General features: G+C 66.1%; 13 protein-coding genes, 3 tRNA genes and 2 pseudogenes. 11 read left to right on the top strand and 7 right to left on the bottom strand.

Translation table 11 applies throughout. From position 1 onward, the window contains the following. Window positions 1-111 (top strand): annotated as a pseudogene (locus tag AC5P6E_RS20615) (IS110 family transposase); the annotation flags it as partial. A 195-nt stretch (window positions 112-306) separates the two neighbouring features. On the opposite strand, the gene parC reads toward AC5P6E_RS20615, so the two are convergent. Together parC and AC5P6E_RS20605 are read right to left on the bottom strand one after the other, a co-directional pair. Next, complete coding sequence (gene parC, locus AC5P6E_RS20610) at window positions 307-2,550, bottom strand: DNA topoisomerase IV subunit A (RefSeq protein ID WP_313123813.1); 2,244 nt, start codon at window positions 2,548-2,550, stop codon at window positions 307-309. A 59-nt stretch (window positions 2,551-2,609) separates the two neighbouring features. Further along, window positions 2,610-3,491, bottom strand: coding sequence for a helix-turn-helix domain-containing protein (locus AC5P6E_RS20605; RefSeq protein ID WP_191863023.1), 882 nt, complete (start codon window positions 3,489-3,491; stop codon window positions 2,610-2,612). A 172-nt stretch (window positions 3,492-3,663) separates the two neighbouring features. Between AC5P6E_RS20605 and emrR the strand changes: the two genes are divergently transcribed. From emrR to emrB, 4 genes are read left to right on the top strand one after another with little or no spacing between them, the layout of a single operon-like run. Then, window positions 3,664-4,107: a multidrug efflux system transcriptional regulator EmrR gene (emrR, locus tag AC5P6E_RS20600; protein WP_005415875.1), complete on the top strand. Its 444-nt coding sequence runs from the start codon at window positions 3,664-3,666 to the stop codon at window positions 4,105-4,107. Beyond that, window positions 4,104-5,597: a multidrug efflux transporter outer membrane subunit EmrC gene (emrC, locus tag AC5P6E_RS20595; RefSeq protein WP_053442751.1), complete on the top strand. Its 1,494-nt coding sequence runs from the start codon at window positions 4,104-4,106 to the stop codon at window positions 5,595-5,597. The genes emrR and emrC overlap by 4 nt, the downstream gene beginning before the upstream one ends. Before the next feature lie 11 nt (window positions 5,598-5,608). Then, the gene (gene emrA, locus AC5P6E_RS20590; RefSeq protein ID WP_010486273.1) at window positions 5,609-6,790 is read left to right on the top strand and encodes a multidrug efflux MFS transporter periplasmic adaptor subunit EmrA; all 1,182 of its coding nucleotides are present in this window, start codon (window positions 5,609-5,611) and stop codon (window positions 6,788-6,790) included. Between the two features lie 7 nt (window positions 6,791-6,797). Continuing rightward, complete coding sequence (gene emrB, locus AC5P6E_RS20585; protein WP_241888499.1) at window positions 6,798-8,384, top strand: multidrug efflux MFS transporter permease subunit EmrB; 1,587 nt, start codon at window positions 6,798-6,800, stop codon at window positions 8,382-8,384. 111 nt (window positions 8,385-8,495) lie between these two features. On the opposite strand, the gene AC5P6E_RS20580 is transcribed toward emrB, so the two are convergent. The 3 genes from AC5P6E_RS20580 to AC5P6E_RS20570 all read right to left on the bottom strand — a co-directional run bounded on the left by AC5P6E_RS20580 (window position 8,496) and on the right by AC5P6E_RS20570 (window position 10,132). Continuing rightward, the gene (locus AC5P6E_RS20580; RefSeq protein WP_010486261.1) at window positions 8,496-8,774 is read right to left on the bottom strand and encodes a hypothetical protein; all 279 of its coding nucleotides are present in this window, start codon (window positions 8,772-8,774) and stop codon (window positions 8,496-8,498) included. Between the two features lie 323 nt (window positions 8,775-9,097). Next, window positions 9,098-9,182, bottom strand: a tRNA-Leu gene (locus tag AC5P6E_RS20575). 50 nt (window positions 9,183-9,232) lie between these two features. Further along, window positions 9,233-10,132: a LysR family transcriptional regulator gene (locus AC5P6E_RS20570; protein ID WP_029380078.1), complete on the bottom strand. Its 900-nt coding sequence runs from the start codon at window positions 10,130-10,132 to the stop codon at window positions 9,233-9,235. A gap of 99 nt (window positions 10,133-10,231) precedes the next feature. Here AC5P6E_RS20570 and AC5P6E_RS20565 point away from each other — a divergent pair, with 99 nt between their 5' ends. Continuing rightward, window positions 10,232-10,978, top strand: a complete 747-nt coding sequence (locus AC5P6E_RS20565; protein WP_010486252.1) for a sulfite exporter TauE/SafE family protein — start codon at window positions 10,232-10,234, stop codon at window positions 10,976-10,978. A gap of 71 nt (window positions 10,979-11,049) precedes the next feature. Here the strand turns inward: AC5P6E_RS20565 and AC5P6E_RS20560 are convergent. Next, a tRNA-Leu gene (locus AC5P6E_RS20560) sits at window positions 11,050-11,134 on the bottom strand. 510 nt (window positions 11,135-11,644) lie between these two features. Here AC5P6E_RS20560 and AC5P6E_RS20555 point away from each other — a divergent pair. Beyond that, window positions 11,645-12,484: a CFI-box-CTERM domain-containing protein gene (locus tag AC5P6E_RS20555; protein ID WP_049436501.1), complete on the top strand. Its 840-nt coding sequence runs from the start codon at window positions 11,645-11,647 to the stop codon at window positions 12,482-12,484. A gap of 4 nt (window positions 12,485-12,488) precedes the next feature. Further along, window positions 12,489-13,595 (top strand): SPFH domain-containing protein, encoded by a 1,107-nt coding sequence (locus AC5P6E_RS20550; RefSeq protein WP_495231308.1) that lies wholly within the window; start codon window positions 12,489-12,491, stop codon window positions 13,593-13,595. Window positions 13,596-13,728: 133 nt separating this feature from the next. Here AC5P6E_RS20550 and AC5P6E_RS20545 read toward each other — a convergent pair. Continuing rightward, window positions 13,729-13,813, bottom strand: a tRNA-Leu gene (locus AC5P6E_RS20545). 359 nt (window positions 13,814-14,172) lie between these two features. Here AC5P6E_RS20545 and rnr point away from each other — a divergent pair. From rnr to rlmB, 3 genes and pseudogenes are all read left to right on the top strand, one after another. Continuing rightward, window positions 14,173-16,401 (top strand): annotated as a pseudogene (rnr, locus tag AC5P6E_RS20540) (ribonuclease R); the annotation flags it as partial. A gap of 119 nt (window positions 16,402-16,520) precedes the next feature. Next, window positions 16,521-17,015: a GFA family protein gene (locus AC5P6E_RS20535; protein WP_235652101.1), complete on the top strand. Its 495-nt coding sequence runs from the start codon at window positions 16,521-16,523 to the stop codon at window positions 17,013-17,015. Between the two features lie 93 nt (window positions 17,016-17,108). Then, window positions 17,109-17,852 (top strand): 23S rRNA (guanosine(2251)-2'-O)-methyltransferase RlmB, encoded by a 744-nt coding sequence (gene rlmB / locus AC5P6E_RS20530; protein ID WP_005408775.1) that lies wholly within the window; start codon window positions 17,109-17,111, stop codon window positions 17,850-17,852. Window positions 17,853-17,889 lie beyond the last annotated feature (37 nt).

The raw sequence follows: 17,889 nt of genomic DNA, 5'->3' as shown, positions 1-17,889 counted from the left end.
AACATTCTGGCAAGGAAGCTGGCCAGGATCGCCTGGGGCGTGTTCAAAAGCGGCCGAGACTTCGATCCGGCCATGCTGAAGGTCGGTCAAGCCTGCTTCCAGCAGGCTTGACCACGAACATAGGATCTCGACTCTACAAAGTTCTGTCGCCCGCCAGCACCGGAGCACCGCCAGCCAGCTTTCGCCAGCCAGCTGCTCCACCGCCCGCCAGCCGACAACGAAAAAGCCGGGGAATGCCCCGGCTTTTTCGTGTCTGACGTCAGGCAAGGCGTGTCAACCGAGGTCGACACCTACCAGGCGGGCGCCTTACTCCACCGACAACCCTTCCACCTTCTGCCAGCCGCGCGGCAGCAGGTGGCCGCGGGTGGCGCGGGCGCCGAGGTAGGCATCAAGCTCGTTGAACTTCAGCCCCATCGTGCGCTGCCCGCTGCGTACCTGCAGGGTCTGTCCCGGGCTGATCGCCACGATGGCGACCACGCGTTCGGTGGCGAGCTTGGCCTTCGGGATCTCGATGATCTTGTTGCCCTTGCCCTTGTCCAGTTCCGGCAGGTCGTTGGCAGCGATCGCCAGCAGGTTGCCCGAACTGGTCACTGCCACGATGCGATCGGTGGCGACATTGGCCACTACCGACGGGGTCAGCACCGATGAACCCGCCGACAGGTTCAGCATCGCCTTGCCGGCCTTGTTGCGACCGATCAGGTTCTCGAAGCGGGTGACGAAGCCATAGCCATGACTGGAGGCCAGCACGAAGCGGGTGTCCGGCTCGGCACTGGCCAGGGTCACGAAGCTGGTGCCCGCGGCTGGCGAGAAGCGGCCGGTCAGCGGTTCACCGTTGCCACGCGCGGAGGGCAGGGTGTGCACCGGCGTCGAGTAGGCGCGGCCCTCGCTGTCGAGGAACGCGACCTGCTGGGTGCTGCGCGCACGCACCGCGCCCTGCAGGGCATCACCGTCGCGGTAGGAGAGGGCGGACGCATCGACGTCGTGGCCCTTGGCGGCACGGATCCAGCCCTTCTCCGACAGCACCACGGTCATCGGCTCGCTCGGCACCAGCTCGGTCTCGTCGATGGCCTGTGCGGCCTGGCGCTGCACCAGCGGCGAACGGCGTGCGTCGCCGAACTTCTTGGCGTCGGCGGTCAGTTCATCGCGGATCAGCTTCTTCAGCTTGGCCTTGCTGTCGAGGATGCCGAGGATCTTCTCGCGCTCCTTGGCCAGTTCATCCTGCTCGCCGCGGATTTTCATTTCCTCCAGGCGGGCCAGCTGCTTCAGCTTGGTTTCCAGGATGTACTCGGCCTGTTCCTCGGACAGGCCGAAGCGCGCGATCAGCGCGGCCTTCGGCTCGTCTTCGGTACGGATGATGTGGATCACCTCGTCCAGGTTGAGGAAGGCGACCAGCAGGCCTTCCAACAGGTGCAGGCGGCGCTCGACCTTCTGCAGGCGGTGCTGCAGGCGGCGGGTGACGGTGTTGCTGCGGAAGGTCAGCCATTCGCTGAGCAGCATCTTCAGGTTCTTCACCTGCGGACGGCCGTCCAGCCCGATCACATTGAGGTTGACGCGGTAGCTGCGCTCCAGGTCCGTGGTGGCGAACAGGTGGCCCATCAGCTGCTCGGCGTCGACGCGGTTGGAACGCGGCACCAGCACCACGCGCACCGGGTTGGCATGGTCGGACTCATCGCGGATGTCTTCCAGCCACGGCAGCTTCTTGGCGCGCATCTGTGCGGCGATCTGCTCGATCACCTTCGACGGCGACACCTGGAACGGCAGCGCGGTGACCACGATGTTGTGCGCTTCCTTGGTGAAGGTCGCACGTGCGCGCACGCTGCCGTTGCCGGTCTCGTAGATGTTGCGCAGGTCATTGGCCGCGGTGATGATCTCGGCGCTGGACGGGTAGTCCGGGCCCTGCACGTGCTCGCACAGGTCGCGCACGCTGGCATCGGGGTTGTCCAGCAGATGCAGCAGCGCGCTGACGATCTCGTTGAGATTGTGCGGCGGCACGTCGGTGGCCATGCCCACGGCGATGCCGGTGGTGCCGTTCAGCAGCAGGTGCGGCAGCCGCGCCGGCATCCAGGTTGGTTCCTGCAGGGTGCCGTCGAAGTTCGGTGCCCAGTCGGTGGTGCCCTGGCCCAGTTCGCCCAGCAGCACTTCGGCGATCGGGGTCAGCTTGGATTCGGTGTAACGCATCGCCGCGAACGACTTCGGGTCGTCGCTGGAGCCGAAGTTGCCCTGGCCCTCGATCAGTGGGTAGCGGTACGAGAACGGCTGGGCCATCAGCACCAGCGCCTCGTAGCACGCGCTGTCGCCGTGCGGGTGGTACTTACCGATGACGTCACCGACGGTGCGCGCGGACTTCTTCGGCTTGGACGCGGCGTTCAGGCCCAGCTCGCTCATCGAATAGATGATGCGGCGCTGCACCGGCTTCAGGCCGTCGCCGATGAACGGGAGGGCGCGGTCCAGGACCACGTACATCGAGTAGTCGAGGTAGGCGCGTTCGGCGTACTCGCGCAGCGGCAGTTGTTCGAATCCGTGGAACACGGGGCGGGCAAGTTCGGTCATGCGGCGTTGTTACCTGTTGTCAGGAGGCGGCGACGGCGTCGCCGCTCGCAATCCTGTGATTATCCGGATGCGGCGGGGGATGCCAAGCCGCGTGCAGGGTCCAGCCCGGTTTCCAGGCCGTGGCCGGCCCGTGCCAGGTAGCGCCCCGGCGGCAGCCCGAAGTGGCGGCGGAACACGGTGACGAAGGCGCTGGCGCTGCTGAAGCCCAGCGCGTGGGCGATGTCGGCCACGCTGCGGCCGTCGGTCAGCTGGCGCAGGGCCTCGGACAAGCGGGCCTGCTGCCGCCACTGGGCGAAGCTGAGCGTGGTCTCGTCGCGGAAGTGACGGGTCAGGCTGCGCGGCGACAGGCCGGCCCAATGCGCCCATTCGGCCAGGCTGCGCTCGTCGGAGGGGTCGGCCAGCAGCTGCGAGGCGATCTTCAGCAGGCGCCGGTCGTGCGGCATCGGTAGATGCATGCGCTGGCGCGGCGCGGTGCGGATCTCGTCCAGCAGTACCTCGATGATGTGCTGGCGCTCGGGTGTGGTGTCATAGCCCAGCGGCCATTCGCAGATGCGGTCGGCCAGCGCCTGCGCCAGCTTGGACAGGCCCAGCACGCAGGGATCGGCAGGCAGGGTGGCGCAGGCCGGCGCGGCCAGTGCCATGCCCCAGCCGCGCAGCGGGCCGTCGAGGGTGACCGTATGTGGCTCCAGCGGCGGCATCCAGCCGGCCGAGCCAGGCGCCAGTGACCATGTCCCGTGCGAGGTCCGGGTGGTCAACAGGCCGCGCTCCACGCAGATCAGCTGCGCGCGCTGGTGATGATGCCAATCCACTTCTCGGACCAATCCCTGCGGGCTGTCGAAGCGGAAGGCGACAGCCGGTGGCCCGTCATTGCGCTCGAACCAGTCCAGTGCGTCGTCCCTGAGCAGGCGCTTGGGAGGGGGAATTTCTGCCTTGTTCATCATATCCGCTGGCTGAAATGTGTCATCCATTGGCTGAATTGTACTACCGGGCCACCTGACCAGATCATTAAGGTAGGCGCCTTCATTGATCCAGCCCACTGCTGCAACACAGCATTCGATGCCAGATCGAATATTTCCATTGAGAAATATTTTTTTTGGAAGAGAATGCTCCCCCATGATCTGTCCTGCAACCACTCCCCCCAGCTTCGGCCTGCTGCTGCGCCAGGTGCGCGACGGCCTGGTCCGTCAACTCGACGCATCCATGGCTGAAGAAGACCTGGGTATCGGTTTCACCCACTACATCGGGTTGAAGGTGCTTTCCAACATGGCCCCGTGCACGGCCAACGAGCTGGCCCAGGCCATCGACCAGGTGCCCAGTGCGGTGACCCGCCTGTTGGACAAGCTGGAGGCGCTGGGCTGCGTCCGCCGCGAGCCGCATGCACAGGATCGGCGGGCGCTGCAGATCGTACTGACCGATGAAGGCCGCGCGCTGTGGGCGCGGCTGAAGCTGCGTGGCGACGCAGTGATGGATTACGCCCTGCGTGATCTTTCCGCCGACGAGCGCACGCTGCTGCTGTCCCTCCTTACCCGAATCCGCGATTCCCTGACGACCCCATGAACCCGATCCCGCATTCCACTCTCCGCCGGTCCGGGCGCGCGCTGCTGGTGTCAGCGCTGGCCCTGGCCCTGGCCGCCTGCGCCAGCAGTCGTGGCCTCAACCCGCAGGGCCACGTGCTTGACGTGGACAGCCTGCACAGCGAACGCACCTTGGCCGACACCGACCTGAGCGCCACCGGCTTCCCGGCGCAGGACTGGTGGAAGGCGCTGGGCGATGCGCAGCTGGACGCGCTGGTTGCCGAGGGCCTGGCCGGCCACCCGAGCCTGGACGCCGCCGACGCGCGTCTGCGCCAGGCCCAGGCCCAGGTCGGCACCGCACGTGCCGATGAACTGCCCAGCCTGTCGGTGTCCGGTGGCTACACCGGCCTGCGCCTGCCCGAGTCGATGGTCGGCAGCGAGATGGGCGGCCGCTACGGCGGCAGCAGCCAGGTCGCCTTCGACTTCAGCTACGGCGTGGACCTGTGGGGCGGCAAGCGCGCTGCTTGGGAAGCCGCCGTGGACGGTGCGCATGCCGCCACCGTCGAGGCGCAGGCCGCACGCCTGAGCCTGTCCACCGGCATCACCCAGGCTTATGCCGACCTCGCCTATGCGTGGCAGCTCAATGATGTGGCCGAAGAAGAACTGGCCCGCTCGCAGAAATCGCTGGAGCTGACCCGCCAGCGCCGCAGCGCCGGCATCGACAGCGACCTGCAGGTGCGCCAGGCTGAGGCCCGGGTACCGGCCGCACAGCAGCAGGTGCAGGCCGCGCAGCAGCGCATCGATGCCGCCCGCACCGCACTGGCCGCGCTGGTCGGCAAGGGCCCGGACCGCGGCCTGTCGATCCAGCGCCCGCAGCCGCTGAACCCGGTGGCGCTGCAGCTGCCGGGCGTGCTGCCCAGCGAACTGCTGGGCCGTCGCCCCGACATCGTTGCCGCACGCTGGCGCGTGGAAGCGGCCGACAAGCAGATCAAGGTGGCAAAGACCAAGTTCTACCCGAGCTTCAACCTGACCGCGCTGGCCGGCGTGGTCGCCCCGAACGTGGGTGACCTGCTGAAGAGCAGTTCCACCTTCGCCTACATCGGCCCGGCGCTGAGCCTGCCGATCTTCGAAGGCGGCAAGCTGCGCGCCAACCTGGCCAACACCGATGCGCAGTACGACCTGGCGGTGGCCAACTACAACCAGACCGTGCTCGATGCGCTGCGCGACGTGGCCGACCAGGTCAACGCGGTGCGCTCGCTGGCGCAGCAGGCGCATTCGCAGCAGCAGGCCGTGGACACCGCACGCTCGGCCTTCGACCTGGCCCAGCAGCGCTACCGCGCCGGCATCGGCAGCTACCTGGACGTGCTGACCGCGCAGTCCACGCTGTTGCAGTCGCAGCAGCAGCTGGCCGGCCTGCAGTCGCAGCAGGTGCAGACCTCGGTGCGCCTGAGCAAGGCGCTGGGCGGTGGTTTCCAGCCCGCTGACGCCGACCGCGCACCGATCGCCTCCCATTCCGATTCCTCGCATTCCTGAAGACTTCCGCCATGAGCCAGACCCAAGACACCGCGGCCCCGGCCGCCTCCAACCGCCGCGGCAACCTGCTGCGCGGCCTGTTCGTGATCGTCGTGCTGCTGCTTGCCGCACTGGCGCTGTGGTACTTCATGTTCGGCCGTTGGTTCGAAGAGACCGACGACGCCTACGTGCAGGGCAACCAGGTACAGATCACCCCGCTGGTGGCCGGTACCGTGGTCGCCATCAACGCCGATGACGGCATGCGCGTGGAGCGCGGCCAGCTGCTGGTGCAGCTGGACCCGTCCGACACGTCGGTGGCGCTGCAGCAGGCCGAAGCCAACCTGGCCAAGACCGTGCGCCAGACCCGTGGCCTGTACCGCAGCGTGGAAGGTGCGCAGGCGGACCTGAACGCGCGCCAGGTGACCCTGAAGCGCGTGCGCGAAGATTTCGCTCGCCGCAAGGATCTGGCCGCCACCGGCGCCATTTCCAATGAAGAACTGGCCCACGCCCGTGACGAGCTGGCCGCTGCCGAAGCCGCCGTGGCCGGTTCGCGCGAGACCGTCGAGCGCAACCGCGCGCTGGTCGACGACACCGTGATCGCCACCCAGCCGGACGTGCAGGCGGCCGCCGCGCAGCTGCGCCAGGCCTTCCTCAACAACGCCCGCGCCGGCATCGTCGCGCCGGTCACCGGCTACGTTGCCCGTCGTTCGGTGCAGGTCGGCCAGCGCGTGCAGCCGGGCAACGCGCTGATGGCGGTAGTGCCGACCGAGCAGATGTGGGTCGAGGCCAACTTCAAGGAAACCCAGCTGCGCCACATGCGCCTGGGCCAGGAAGTGGAGCTGAAGTCGGACCTGTACGCCGGTGACGTGAAGTACAAGGGTCGCGTCCAGAGCCTGGGCCTGGGCACCGGCTCGGCGTTCTCGCTGCTGCCGGCGCAGAACGCCAGCGGCAACTGGATCAAGATCGTGCAGCGCGTGCCGGTCCGCATCGCCATCGATGCCAAGCAGCTGGCCGAACACCCGCTGCGCATCGGCCTGTCGATGAAGGCTGAAGTGAGCCTGCGCGACCAGAAGGGCGAAGTGCTGCCGAGCACCGCGGCCAAGGGCACGGTGTTCGACACCGACGTGTATGCCAAGCAGCTGCATGATGCCGACGAGGTGATCCATACGATCATCCAGGGCAACCTGCCGCAGCAGCAGGCGAAGGTGGGCTGAGGTCGCCATGTCCGCACAAGCTCCAGCCGCGCCCGGCGCTCCGGGTGCACCGGCGGCGCCGGGTGCGGCCTCCGGGTTCCTGCCGCCCAGCGTCGCCCTGTGTACCGTCGGCCTGGCGATGGCCTCGTTCATGCAGGTGCTCGACACCACCATCGCCAACGTCTCGCTGCCGACCATCGCCGGCAATCTCGGTGCCAGTTCGCAGCAGGCGACCTGGGTCATCACCTCGTTTGCGGTCAGCACGGCCATCGCGCTGCCGCTGACCGGCTGGCTCAGCCGCCGTTTCGGCGAACGCAAGCTGTTCGTCTGGGCCACGCTGGCCTTTGTCATCACCTCGCTGCTGTGCGGCCTGGCGCAGAGCATGGGCATGCTGGTGGTGTCGCGTGCGCTGCAGGGCTTCGTGGCCGGCCCGATGTACCCGATCACGCAGTCGCTGCTGGTCTCGATCTACCCGCGTGAGAAACGTGGGCAGGCATTGGCGCTGCTGGCGATGATCACGGTGGTTGCGCCGATCTGCGGCCCCATCCTCGGTGGCTGGATCACCGACAACTACAGCTGGGAATGGATCTTCCTGATCAATGTGCCGCTGGGCATCTTTGCCGCGCTGGTGGTGGGCAACCAGTTGAAGGGGCGCCCGGAGCACATCGAGAAGCCGAAGATGGACTATGTCGGCCTGGTCACCCTGGTGATCGGTGTCGGTGCGCTGCAGCTGGTGCTCGACCTGGGTAATGACGAGGACTGGTTCTCGTCGATGAAGATCGTGGTGCTGGCGTGTGTGGCTGTGGTCACGCTGACGGTGTTCCTGATCTGGGAACTGACCGACAAGGATCCGATCGTCGACCTGAAGCTGTTCCGGCATCGCAACTTCCGCGCCGGTACGCTGGCGATGGTGGTGGCGTACGCGGCGTTCTTCAGCGTGGCCCTGCTGATTCCGCAGTGGTTGCAGCGTGACATGGGTTACACCGCGATCTGGGCGGGCCTGGCGACGGCGCCGATCGGCATCCTGCCGGTGATCATGACCCCGTTCGTGGGCAAGTACGCATCGCGCTTCGACATGCGAATGCTGGCCACGGTCGCGTTCATCGTGTTGTCGATGACCAGTTTCCTGCGTTCGAACTTCAACCTGCAGGTGGACTACACCCACGTGGCCGGCGTGCAGTTGATCATGGGCATCGGCGTCGCGCTGTTCTTCATGCCGGTGCTGCAGATCCTGCTGTCGGACCTGGATGGGCGCGAGATCGCGGCGGGCTCCGGCCTGGCCACCTTCCTGCGTACGCTGGGCGGCAGTTTCGCGGCGTCGCTGACGACGTGGCTGTGGGCGCGGCGCACCCAGGTGCACCATGCTGACCTGACCGAGCACATCTCGGTCTATCAGCCGGGCATGCAGGACCAGGTGACGGCGATGGGGCAGGGCAACCTGCAACATGGTGCCGCGGTACTGAACAACATGATCAACCACCAGGCATCGCAGATGGGCTTCAACGACATCTTCTTCCTGCTGGGCTGGATCTTCCTGGCGATCATCGCGTTCCTGTGGCTGGCCAAACCGCCGTTCGGCGCAGGCGCAGGTGCGGCCGCCGGCGGCGGGCACTGAAAACTCCCTGGAAACACGTGCTGTATTTTGACCCCGCCGCAAGGCGGGGTTTTTGTTTGTGCAACGTGGGTCGCACGGGCCCTGCCGTTGGGGGAGTGCAGCGGCGCAGGTTCAGCGCGTGCGATAGATGCGCTTGAACACCACCCGATCACGGAACAATCGGGAAATGGCCCACATTCCCGCCACAAGTACGGCGCCGCACGTGATCCAGCCGGCAGTGGCCTGCAATCGGCTGCCGACCAGTGCGCCGCAGATGATGGCGGCGACAAAGACGAACATTACGGCCTCCTTCGATGCGCCGTAGTGGACCTCGGCCTGGCATCCCACGCATACGCGTACGCCGTGGTTCGAGCCGGTGTGGCAGTGAGGGCAGATGATGCTGCGCTGCATTGGGGCGTCCTTTGGGGAAAGGGGGGCGCTGGTCAGGTCGTGGCGATAGACCTGCAACCGGCTCCCGTAAATCTGCCTTCCACCGAAAAGGAATCGGGTAGATCTCCGACTAGGAAAATTACGAATTGAACGCGCAATGTGAAATGCGACCCAGAAGAAAGCCGTTCAGGGTTTGGTGACGACGCGCCGGGAGGAGGTATGCATCAGCGGGTGACGCCTGGGTGGTGCGAGATACGACAGTTCGAGCGGTAGATGCGATGCCACGCTCGCCAAACCCCGGAAACGAAAAAACCCGCTTTCGCGGGTTTGATCATCTTGAGTCGTGGTGCCCAGGAGAGGACTCGAACCTCCACGGTTTTACCCGCTAGTACCTGAAACTAGTGCGTCTACCAATTCCGCCACCTGGGCGACTCAGGAGATGAATTGTGCGGTACGGCAGAGGATGTGTCAACAACATTTCACAGCTTTTTCTGCGGCTGCACGCCCAGGTGAAGCAGCAGGCTGCGCATTGCCGATGACAACTGCGCCCACTCGGCAAAACAGGCGCACAGGCGGCGCTGTGCCCACGCATCGGCGAGCGGTACGGCGACGGTATGCGTGCTGCGCCGATGCTGGCGGGCGATGGTCCGCGGCACGATGCCGATACCAATGTCGTGGCCGACCATGATGCACACCCCTTCGAAGGTCTTCATGCGGATGCGCACGTCCAGGCGCCGCCCGATGTCGCGTGCCTGGTCCTCGATGTAGGTCTGCAGTGCATTGCCATCGGCCAGGGCGACGAAAGTCTCGCCGGCAACATCGGCGAAGGCCAGGCTGCGCCGCGATGCGAGGCGATGGTCTGCGGGCAGCAGCATCACCAGTGGATCTTCGGCCACCACATGCTGCTGCAGGCCGGCAGCGTCGACCGCATCACTGATGATGCCGGCCTCGGCCTGGCCAGCGCTGATCGCACGCACGACTTCGGGGCTGGTGCGCTCCAGCAGTTCCACGTGCAGGCGTGGGCGTTCGGCCAGCCACGGTGCCAGCCGCGAGGGCAGGTAGTTGGTCAGCGCGGCGGTATTGGCATACAGATGCAGGGTACCGCGCGCGCCATGCGCGAATGCCTGCAGTTCGCCGCGCAGCTGCGCCTGCTGCTGCAGGATCAGGCGTGCATGGTGGGCGAGGGCGGCGCCGGCTTCAGTCAGGCTGACGCCACGCGGATGGCGGTTCAGCAGCACGGTGCCGGCATCGGCTTCGATCGTGCGCAGGCGTTCGCTGGCCGAGGCCAGGGCCAGGTTCGCCTGCGCCGCGCCGGCCGTGATGCTGCCCGCCTCGGCAATCGCCAGGAACAGGCGCAGGTCGGCGATATCCATCCGCATGTCATGCCCTCATCGCAACGCCCGAGCCTTCGGATCAGCCGAAGGGTGGGCCGGGAAGACCGCATTGTGCGCCGGGCGACGGCCCGATCCAATGAAGGCATGAATGAATCGATGTACTTCTACGCGCTGCTGGTGGTGGTGTTCGTGCTGGCTGGCGTGGTCAAGGGCGTGACCGGCATGGGGTTGCCGACGGTGGCGATGGGGCTGCTCGGTGGCGCGTTGTCGCCGGTGGCGGCGGCATCGATGCTGTTCATCCCCACCTTTGTCACCAACGCGTGGCAGCTGTTGTCCGGGCCGTCGCTGGGCCCCATCGTGCGGCGCCTGTGGCCGATGATGCTGGCGGTGGTGGCGGTGACACTGGGTTCGGCGGCGCTGCTGGTGCGGGTCGATCGCACCTGGTCGCGCGTTGCGCTGGGAGTGGCGCTGGTGGTCTATGCCGTCTATGCCCTGCTTGCACCGGTGTTTCGCGTGCCGCAGCGGCGCGAGCGTTGGCTGGGGCCGCTGGTGGGGGCATTGTCGGGCGTGGTGACCGGCGCCACCGGCGTGTTCGTGATGCCGGCGGTACCGTATCTGCAGTCGCTGGGATTGCAGCGCGAGGAGCTGGTGCAGGCGTTGGGGCTGGCCTTCACTGTGTCGACGATTTCGCTGACCACCGGCCTGGTGCTGCATGGCGCATTCGGCATCCAGCAGCTGGGGCTGAGTGCGTTGGCGGTGCTGCCGGCATTGCTGGGCATGTGGCTGGGGCAGGTGATCCGGCAGCGCATCAGTGCACGGGTGTTCCGGGCCTGCTTCCTGGGTTTCCTGCTGCTGCTCGGGCTGGAGCTGGTGCTGCGGCCGTTGTTGTGATGCCGGTGGCCGCAATGCCGGATTCCGGGCATGAAAAAACCCGCTTTCGCGGGTTTTTCTCATTCTCGACGTGGTGCCCAGGAGAGGACTCGAACCTCCACGGTTTTACCCGCTAGTACCTGAAACTAGTGCGTCTACCAATTCCGCCACCTGGGCGTCGAGGAGCGAGATTATGGGGTGTTGTGACGGGGGTGTCAACACCTGTGCCCGGTATGCCTGCGAGGGGGCTCACAAGGGCAGCCAGGCCCCCATGCATCCCACCCGTTTGCCGTCTGGATTGCCGCACGTTTTGGCCCGATGATGCAGCGCTGACCGATGCGGCGCAGGGAGCATGCCTGCCGTGGTCGGGTTGGAAACGAGATCCTGGCATGCAGCAGCAAGGAGTGAATGGTGGAGTGTCGGTCGTGCGGTGCGCCCCTGCGGGCAGCAATGCGGGTGTGTGCCTACTGTGGAAGCCTGGCGGAAGAGGCAGCGGCGGTCGGGCCCGCGATGGATGCCTGGAGTGCCGGCGAAGCGGAGCCGCGTGCCCTGGGGGCCTCCTTGCGTCGCGAGCTCGCGTTTCTTGTCGAGCAGCAGGTTGAAACCGGTCATCCGAGCATTGCCCGGAAGATTGAAAACGTCGAGCGGAGGCTCGGCGCACTTTTGCAGCAAACAGGGGGAGTGTAAGTGTCGGATGCAGCAGATTCCTTCGTCGAGAAAACCTTCGACGAGTTCACCGAAAAGACCGAAATCACGCATGTCCAGCAGTTCATGTGGGGAGAGGGCAACCTCTACATCCGCGATTACCTGGACGAGGTCGCCATCAGCTCGGAAAATCTGAGCGCGTTCAATGCCCGGTTTACACTGCGGCGTGTCAAGACGGCTGAGCTCGATGTCCTTGTGCTCGATTGCGTGGTGATCCGTGCCGATGATTGGTTTCATGCGCGCGATGGTGTGATCATCTTCAATTGCGACCAGGTCAATCAACGGGTCGAGTTCACCGAGCAGGACACCCAGGTCGAGCACATCGGTGGCCAGCTGTTCTGCTTCGAGAATGGGCGTTACATCATCTCCGAAGCGCTTCTGAAGACGATCTGCGCTGCTCAGGTCCTGAAAGTGCGCATCCAGGGCGCGACCGTCCATTCGGATCCGCCGCTGGACTGGTGCCAGGGATTCCAGAAGTACTGCAGGCAGTTCTACAACAACGTCTACGATGCCAGCGCCTGGCCCGAAGCGGTGGCCGGTGGCCTGCCGCCGCCGGCGAAGACGGGGTGTTTCATTGCCACGGCGGCCATGGGCTCATATGAGGATGGCAGCGTGCGGGTGCTGCGGCGGTATCGGGACCGCGTGCTGCGCAGGACAGCGGCAGGCCGCCGCTTTGTCAGGCTCTACTATCGCTGCTCGCCGCCGGTGGCTCGCCTGATCGAGGGCAGTGCGCTGGCCCGTGGCGCTACGCGGGTGCTGCTTGTTGCACCGCTGGCTGCGTGGGCGCGCCGTCGCCTGTCTGCCAACATGATCGAGGCCTGACTGCATGGCGCTCATTGATGTCGTTGCGTTCGAGAACACTGCGCAGGACTTCGTCTGGAAGTTTCCCTCCACCCGCCTGAGGTGGGGTTCGCAGCTGGTGGTGAAGCCTGGCCAGGTCGCGTTCTTCGTCTACCGCGGCACCATCCGCGAGGAGGTGCGCGAAGGGACGATTACGCTCGATACGCACAACCTGCCTTTCCTGACCACGCTCACCAGCGTGCCGTTCGGAATGGACAGTCCGTTCCAGGCCGAAGTCTGGTTCGTCAATCTCGTCTCGAAGCTGGACAACCTGTGGGGGACCCGTCGCCCGATCCAGCTGGAGGATCCCCGATACAGCGTGGTCGTGCCGGTGCGCGCCTATGGCCAGTACGGTTTCCGGATCACCGACGCGCGGCGGTTCCTGGAGTCGCTGGTGGGGGCGGGGACCGGCTTTTCGGCCGGGCAGGTGGTCGAGTACTTCACCGGTGTGGTGCTGCAGGCCGTCAACGTGCACCTGGCGCGCGCGCTGACGACGCTGCGCATCTCCGTCGTCGAAGCGTCGCTGCACCTTGAGGAGATTGCTGCGCAATGCAGTGCGGCCATCGATGAAGAGATGGGTCAATTCGGCGTCAGCGTCGTCAATTTCTACTTCCACTCGGTCAACGTACCGGAAGACGATCCGAGCTTCCGGCGGCTGAAGGAACTGAAGGAAAAGACGGCTGAGCTGAACATGCTGGGGCGCGATATCTACCAGTACGACAGGTCGATCGACGTGTTGAAAACCGCAGCGGCCAACGAAGGCAATCCGGCGGTGCAGGCCGGGCTGGGGCTCGGTGCTGGCCTGGGGTTGGGGCGGGGCATGGCAAGTCAGCTGGATGCGCTGACGCCGCGTCTGCCGGCACAGCCTCCCTTGCTTCCTGTCGCCACGCAGTACTTCCTGGCCGTGGACGGCAATGCGTCGGGGCCTCACGGCCTTGAGCAGGTGTTGCGCCTCCTGCGTGAGCGTCGCATCACTGTGGAGACACTGGTCTGGCATGAGGGATTGCCTGCCTGGAAGGCGGTGCGGGAGATCCCGCCGCTTGCAGAAGGGGGCATGCCACCGATCCCGGGTGGCCCGCCGCCGCTGCCCTAGCGCCTCTACCGGTTATCCGCCGGGACGCCGATGGCGGCGTCCCGTTTCCATGCCGCCATTGCTGGCGTGGGGGACGGGCATAACGCAAAAACCCCGCCATGGCGGGGTTCTGTGCGGCCGAAGCCTTGAAACGTGGTGCCCAGGAGAGGACTCGAACCTCCACGGTTTTACCCGCTAGTACCTGAAACTAGTGCGTCTACCAATTCCGCCACCTGGGCGTTCCAGAGGCGCAATTGTGAAGATGAATCCGCAGGCTGTCAACGACTTCCTGAATATTTTTCACGCAAGGCCTTCAAGACGGCCACTGACCCGTTCTGCACGCCGTCAACGGCTACCATGTAGGGCGATGACTACCAAAAAACCAAGCAAGGGCGGGAGCACCTCCCGCAGCCAGGGCCCGAAGAAGGGCGCCAAGGCGGGCGCAGCCCGCACCACCAAGCCGGGCAAGCCGTTGCCGGGCTGGTTCCCCGAATTGAATGAGGGCGGCGCACCACCGCGTGGCCGCAAGGTCCGCAATACCGACGCGCCAGGCCCGACCCCGGGCCGCAAGCTGCCGCCGACCGGCAAGGTGATCGACGATCCCTATGCCGCGCGTGAAGCGGAGAAATACGAACAGCCCATCGCCAGCCGCGAGGCCATCCTGGCCCTGCTGGAGCGCTGCGAAGGGCCGCAGACCGCCGAGGAACTGGGCGCACGCCTGGGCCTGACCGCACCCGATCGTGCCGAAGCGCTGTCGCGCCGGCTCGGTGCCATGGTCCGTGATGGCCAGCTGGTGCAGAACCGCCGTGGCGGCTTCGCCCCGATCCAGACCCTGAACCTGGTCACCGGCGTGGTGATCGCCAACCCGGAAGGGTTCGGCTTCCTGCGCCCGGTCGAGGGGGGCGACGACCTGTTCCTGCCCCCGTATGAAATGCGCAAGGTCATGCACGGTGACAAGGTGCTGGCCCGCGTGACCGGCATCGACCACCGTGGCCGTCGCGAAGGCAGCATTGCGCGCGTGCTCGAACGCGGCATGACCCGCCTGATCGGTCGCTTCAGCATTGAAATGGGCATCAATTACGTGGTGCCCGATGACAAGCGCATCCAGCGCAACGTGCAGGTACCGCCGGACCAGACCGGTGGCGCGCGCGATGGCCAGCTGGTGGTCTGCGAACTGACCCAGGCGCCGGACAGCCGCCGCCCGCCGATCGGCCGCATCATCGCCGTGCTCGGCGACAAGCTGACCGCATCGCTGGTGGTGGAGACCGCGATCCACGGCCACGAGCTGCCGTTCGAGTTCCCGCAGGAGGTGCTGGACGAAGCCGCCTCGGTGCCGATGGTGGTTGAACCGGCGATGATCGGCGACCGTGTCGATCTGCGCAGCACGCCGCTGGTCACCATCGACGGTGAAGATGCCAAGGACTTCGACGACGCGGTGTACTGCGAGCCGAATGCCGACGGTTTCCGCCTGGTGGTGGCGATTGCCGATGTTTCGAACTACGTCCGTCCCGGCACGCCGCTGGACGAGGAAGCGCAGAAGCGTGCGACTTCGGTCTACTTCCCCGGCTTCGTGGTGCCGATGCTGCCGGAGACGCTCTCCAACGGCATCTGTTCGTTGATGCCGAAGGTCGACCGCATGTGCTTCGTCTGCGACATGCAGATCGACCGCGACGGCCTGGTGACGCATTCGCGCTTCTACGAGGCGGTGATGAACTCGCACGCGCGCCTGACCTATACCCAGGTGTGGAAGGCGGTGGGCGAGGACGATGCCGATACCAAGGCCTGGATGGGTGACCTGCTGCCGCAGGTGCAGCGCCTGCACCAGCTGTACAAGGTGCTGTCCAAGGCGCGCGCCAAGCGCGGTGCCATCGAGTTCGAAAGCAGTGAAGTACGCTTCGTGCTGGACAACCGCGGTGAAGTGACCCAGGCCGGCATGCTGGTGCGCAACGACGCGCACAAGCTGATCGAGGAATGCATGATCGCGGCCAACGTCGAGGCGGCGAAGTACCTGCTGTCGCGCCACGTGCCGGCCCCGTACCGCATCCACGAGAAGCCGCCGGAAACCAAGTACGCCGACCTGCTTGAGTTCCTCAAGGAGTTCAAGCTGAGCCTGCCGCCGTGGTCCAAGGTGCGCCCGGGCGATTACACCAAGCTGCTGAAGAAGATCCGCGACCGCCCCGATGCCACGCTGCTGGAATCGGTGCTGCTGCGCAGCCAGAGCCTGGCGATCTACAGCCCGGAGAACCACGGCCACTTCGGCCTGGCGCTGGAGGCGTACGCGCACTTCACCTCGCCGATCCGTCGCTATCCCGACCTGCTGGTGCACCGCGCGATCAAGCACGCGCTGTCCGGCAAGCCGTTGGACAAGTTCACCTACAACGCGCGCGAAATGGCTGCGCTGGCGCTGCAGTGCTCCGAGCGTGAGCGCCGTGCCGATGAAGCCGAGCGTGAGGTCGACGAGCGTTACCGCGCGGCGTGGATGGAAAAGCACGTGGGTGGCCAGTTCGATGGCGTGATCAGCGGCGTGACCAGCTTCGGCCTGTTCGTCGAGCTGGATGAGTCGAAAGTGCAGGGCCTGGTCCACGTGACCCAGCTGCCGCAGGACTATTACAAGTTCGACGCCACCCGCAAGACGCTGACCGGCGAGCGCCGTGGCGCCAGCTACCGGCTGGGTGACCGCGTGCGGATCCTGGTGCTGAAGGCCAGCATGGAAGAGCGCAAGATCGACTTCCGCCTGGTCGAACACAAGGGCGAGGACGAAGGCGAGGGCCTGCCGCCGCTGCCGGAGCGTGGAAAGCCGGCCAAGCGGACGAAGAAGCAGTATTGAAAGGTGTGCCGACCAACGGTCGGCACCTGCCTCACCCGGTAGGTGCCAGCCGTTGGTTGGCACATCCCTCACCCGGTAGGTGCCAACCTTGGTTGGCACGACGTTACGGAGGACCGCAGATGCAGGGCCAACCCGAGTACAGCGGCGGCTGCCAGTGCGGCGCGATCCGCTTCCAGGCGCGTGGCGCGCTCACCGACAGCTCGATCTGCCATTGCCGGATGTGCCAGAAGGCCTTCGGTGCCTACTACGCGCCGCTGGTGTCGGTGCGCGGCGTGCAGTTCAGCTGGACCCGCGGCCAGCCGCGCTATTTCCAGTCGTCCAACGTGGTGCGGCGTGGCTTCTGCGCCGACTGCGGTACGCCGCTGACCTACGAGGCGCCGGACGGCGTGGCGGTGGCGGCCGGTGCCTTTGACGAACCCGAGCGCCTGCCGCCGACGATCCAGTACGGAGTCGAGCGCAAGCTGCCCTTCGTCGACAGCCTGGCCAGCCTGCCGGCGCGACGTACCGAGGAAGACATCGCCGCGCTGGATTTCCTGGCCACGATCGTGTCCCACCAGCACCCCGACCACGACACCCCGCACTGGCCGCCGCGCAGCCGTTCAGCCGGGGGATGAACGGCCGGTAGCGCCGGGCCATGCCCGGCGAGCGCGAAGCGCGGCCGCCGCCGATGCTCTACCATAGCCACCCCCTTTCCGGTCCCCGCCCGCATGAGCAAGAACAGCCAGTGGATTGTCGGCGTCAACGCCGTCGCCTCCTCCATCGAGAACGACGCCGAGAACGTCCGCGAAGTGCTGGTCGAGGCCGGTGCGAAGAACCCGCGCTTGACCGAGATCGAGGAAAACGCCCGCCGCAAGGGCATCGACGTGCGCAAGGTGAACAGCCAGGCGCTGGATGGCGTGGGTGGTTCGGTGCGCCACCAGGGCGTGGCCGCGCGCTATGCCGCCGCCCGTACCTACAGCGAGAACGAGCTGGAAGGCCTCGTCACTGCCGCCGAGGGCAAGGCCCTGCTGCTGGTGCTGGACGAAGTGCAGGACCCGCACAACCTCGGCGCCTGCCTGCGTTCGGCCGCTGCCGCCGGTGCGACCGCAGTGATCATCCCCAAGGACAAGTCGGCCACGGTCAATGCCACCGTGCGCAAGACCTCGGCCGGTGCCGCCGATCTGATCCCGGTGGTGGCGGTGACCAACCTGTCGCGCTGCCTGAAGGACCTGCAGAAGCAGGGCGTGTGGATCTATGGTCTGGCCGGCGAAGCCACCGCTTCGCTGTACCAGCTGGACCTGAAGGGCAACATCGCCCTGGTGCTGGGTGGCGAAGCCGACGGCCTGCGCCGACTGACCCGCGAGAACTGCGATGGCCTGGTCAAGATCCCGATGCCGGGCGAGATCGAGAGCCTGAACGTCTCCGTCGCCGCCGGCGTCAGCCTGTTCGAGGCCGTGCGCCAGCGCGGTTGATCTGTAGAGCCGAGCCCACGCTCGGCTGCTCTTCGTT

This window comes from Stenotrophomonas sp. YJH_SMC_16, assembly GCF_059367875.1.
This window is presented reverse-complemented; position numbering and strand designations above follow the sequence as displayed.

Excerpts from the sequence above, each read along its gene's own strand:
- parC (WP_313123813.1), bottom strand. The coding sequence starts at position 2,550 with ATGACCGAACTTGCCCGCCCCGTGTTCCACGGATTCGAACAACTGCCG.
- AC5P6E_RS20605 (WP_191863023.1), bottom strand. The coding sequence starts at position 3,491 with ATGATGAACAAGGCAGAAATTCCCCCTCCCAAGCGCCTGCTCAGGGAC.
- emrR (WP_005415875.1), top strand. The coding sequence starts at position 3,664 with ATGATCTGTCCTGCAACCACTCCCCCCAGCTTCGGCCTGCTGCTGCGC.
- emrC (WP_053442751.1), top strand. The coding sequence starts at position 4,104 with ATGAACCCGATCCCGCATTCCACTCTCCGCCGGTCCGGGCGCGCGCTG.
- emrA (WP_010486273.1), top strand. The coding sequence starts at position 5,609 with ATGAGCCAGACCCAAGACACCGCGGCCCCGGCCGCCTCCAACCGCCGC.
- emrB (WP_241888499.1), top strand. The coding sequence starts at position 6,798 with ATGTCCGCACAAGCTCCAGCCGCGCCCGGCGCTCCGGGTGCACCGGCG.
- AC5P6E_RS20580 (WP_010486261.1), bottom strand. The coding sequence starts at position 8,774 with ATGCAGCGCAGCATCATCTGCCCTCACTGCCACACCGGCTCGAACCAC.
- AC5P6E_RS20570 (WP_029380078.1), bottom strand. The coding sequence starts at position 10,132 with ATGCGGATGGATATCGCCGACCTGCGCCTGTTCCTGGCGATTGCCGAG.
- AC5P6E_RS20565 (WP_010486252.1), top strand. The coding sequence starts at position 10,232 with ATGAATGAATCGATGTACTTCTACGCGCTGCTGGTGGTGGTGTTCGTG.
- AC5P6E_RS20550 (WP_495231308.1), top strand. The coding sequence starts at position 12,489 with ATGGCGCTCATTGATGTCGTTGCGTTCGAGAACACTGCGCAGGACTTC.
- AC5P6E_RS20535 (WP_235652101.1), top strand. The coding sequence starts at position 16,521 with ATGCAGGGCCAACCCGAGTACAGCGGCGGCTGCCAGTGCGGCGCGATC.
- rlmB (WP_005408775.1), top strand. The coding sequence starts at position 17,109 with ATGAGCAAGAACAGCCAGTGGATTGTCGGCGTCAACGCCGTCGCCTCC.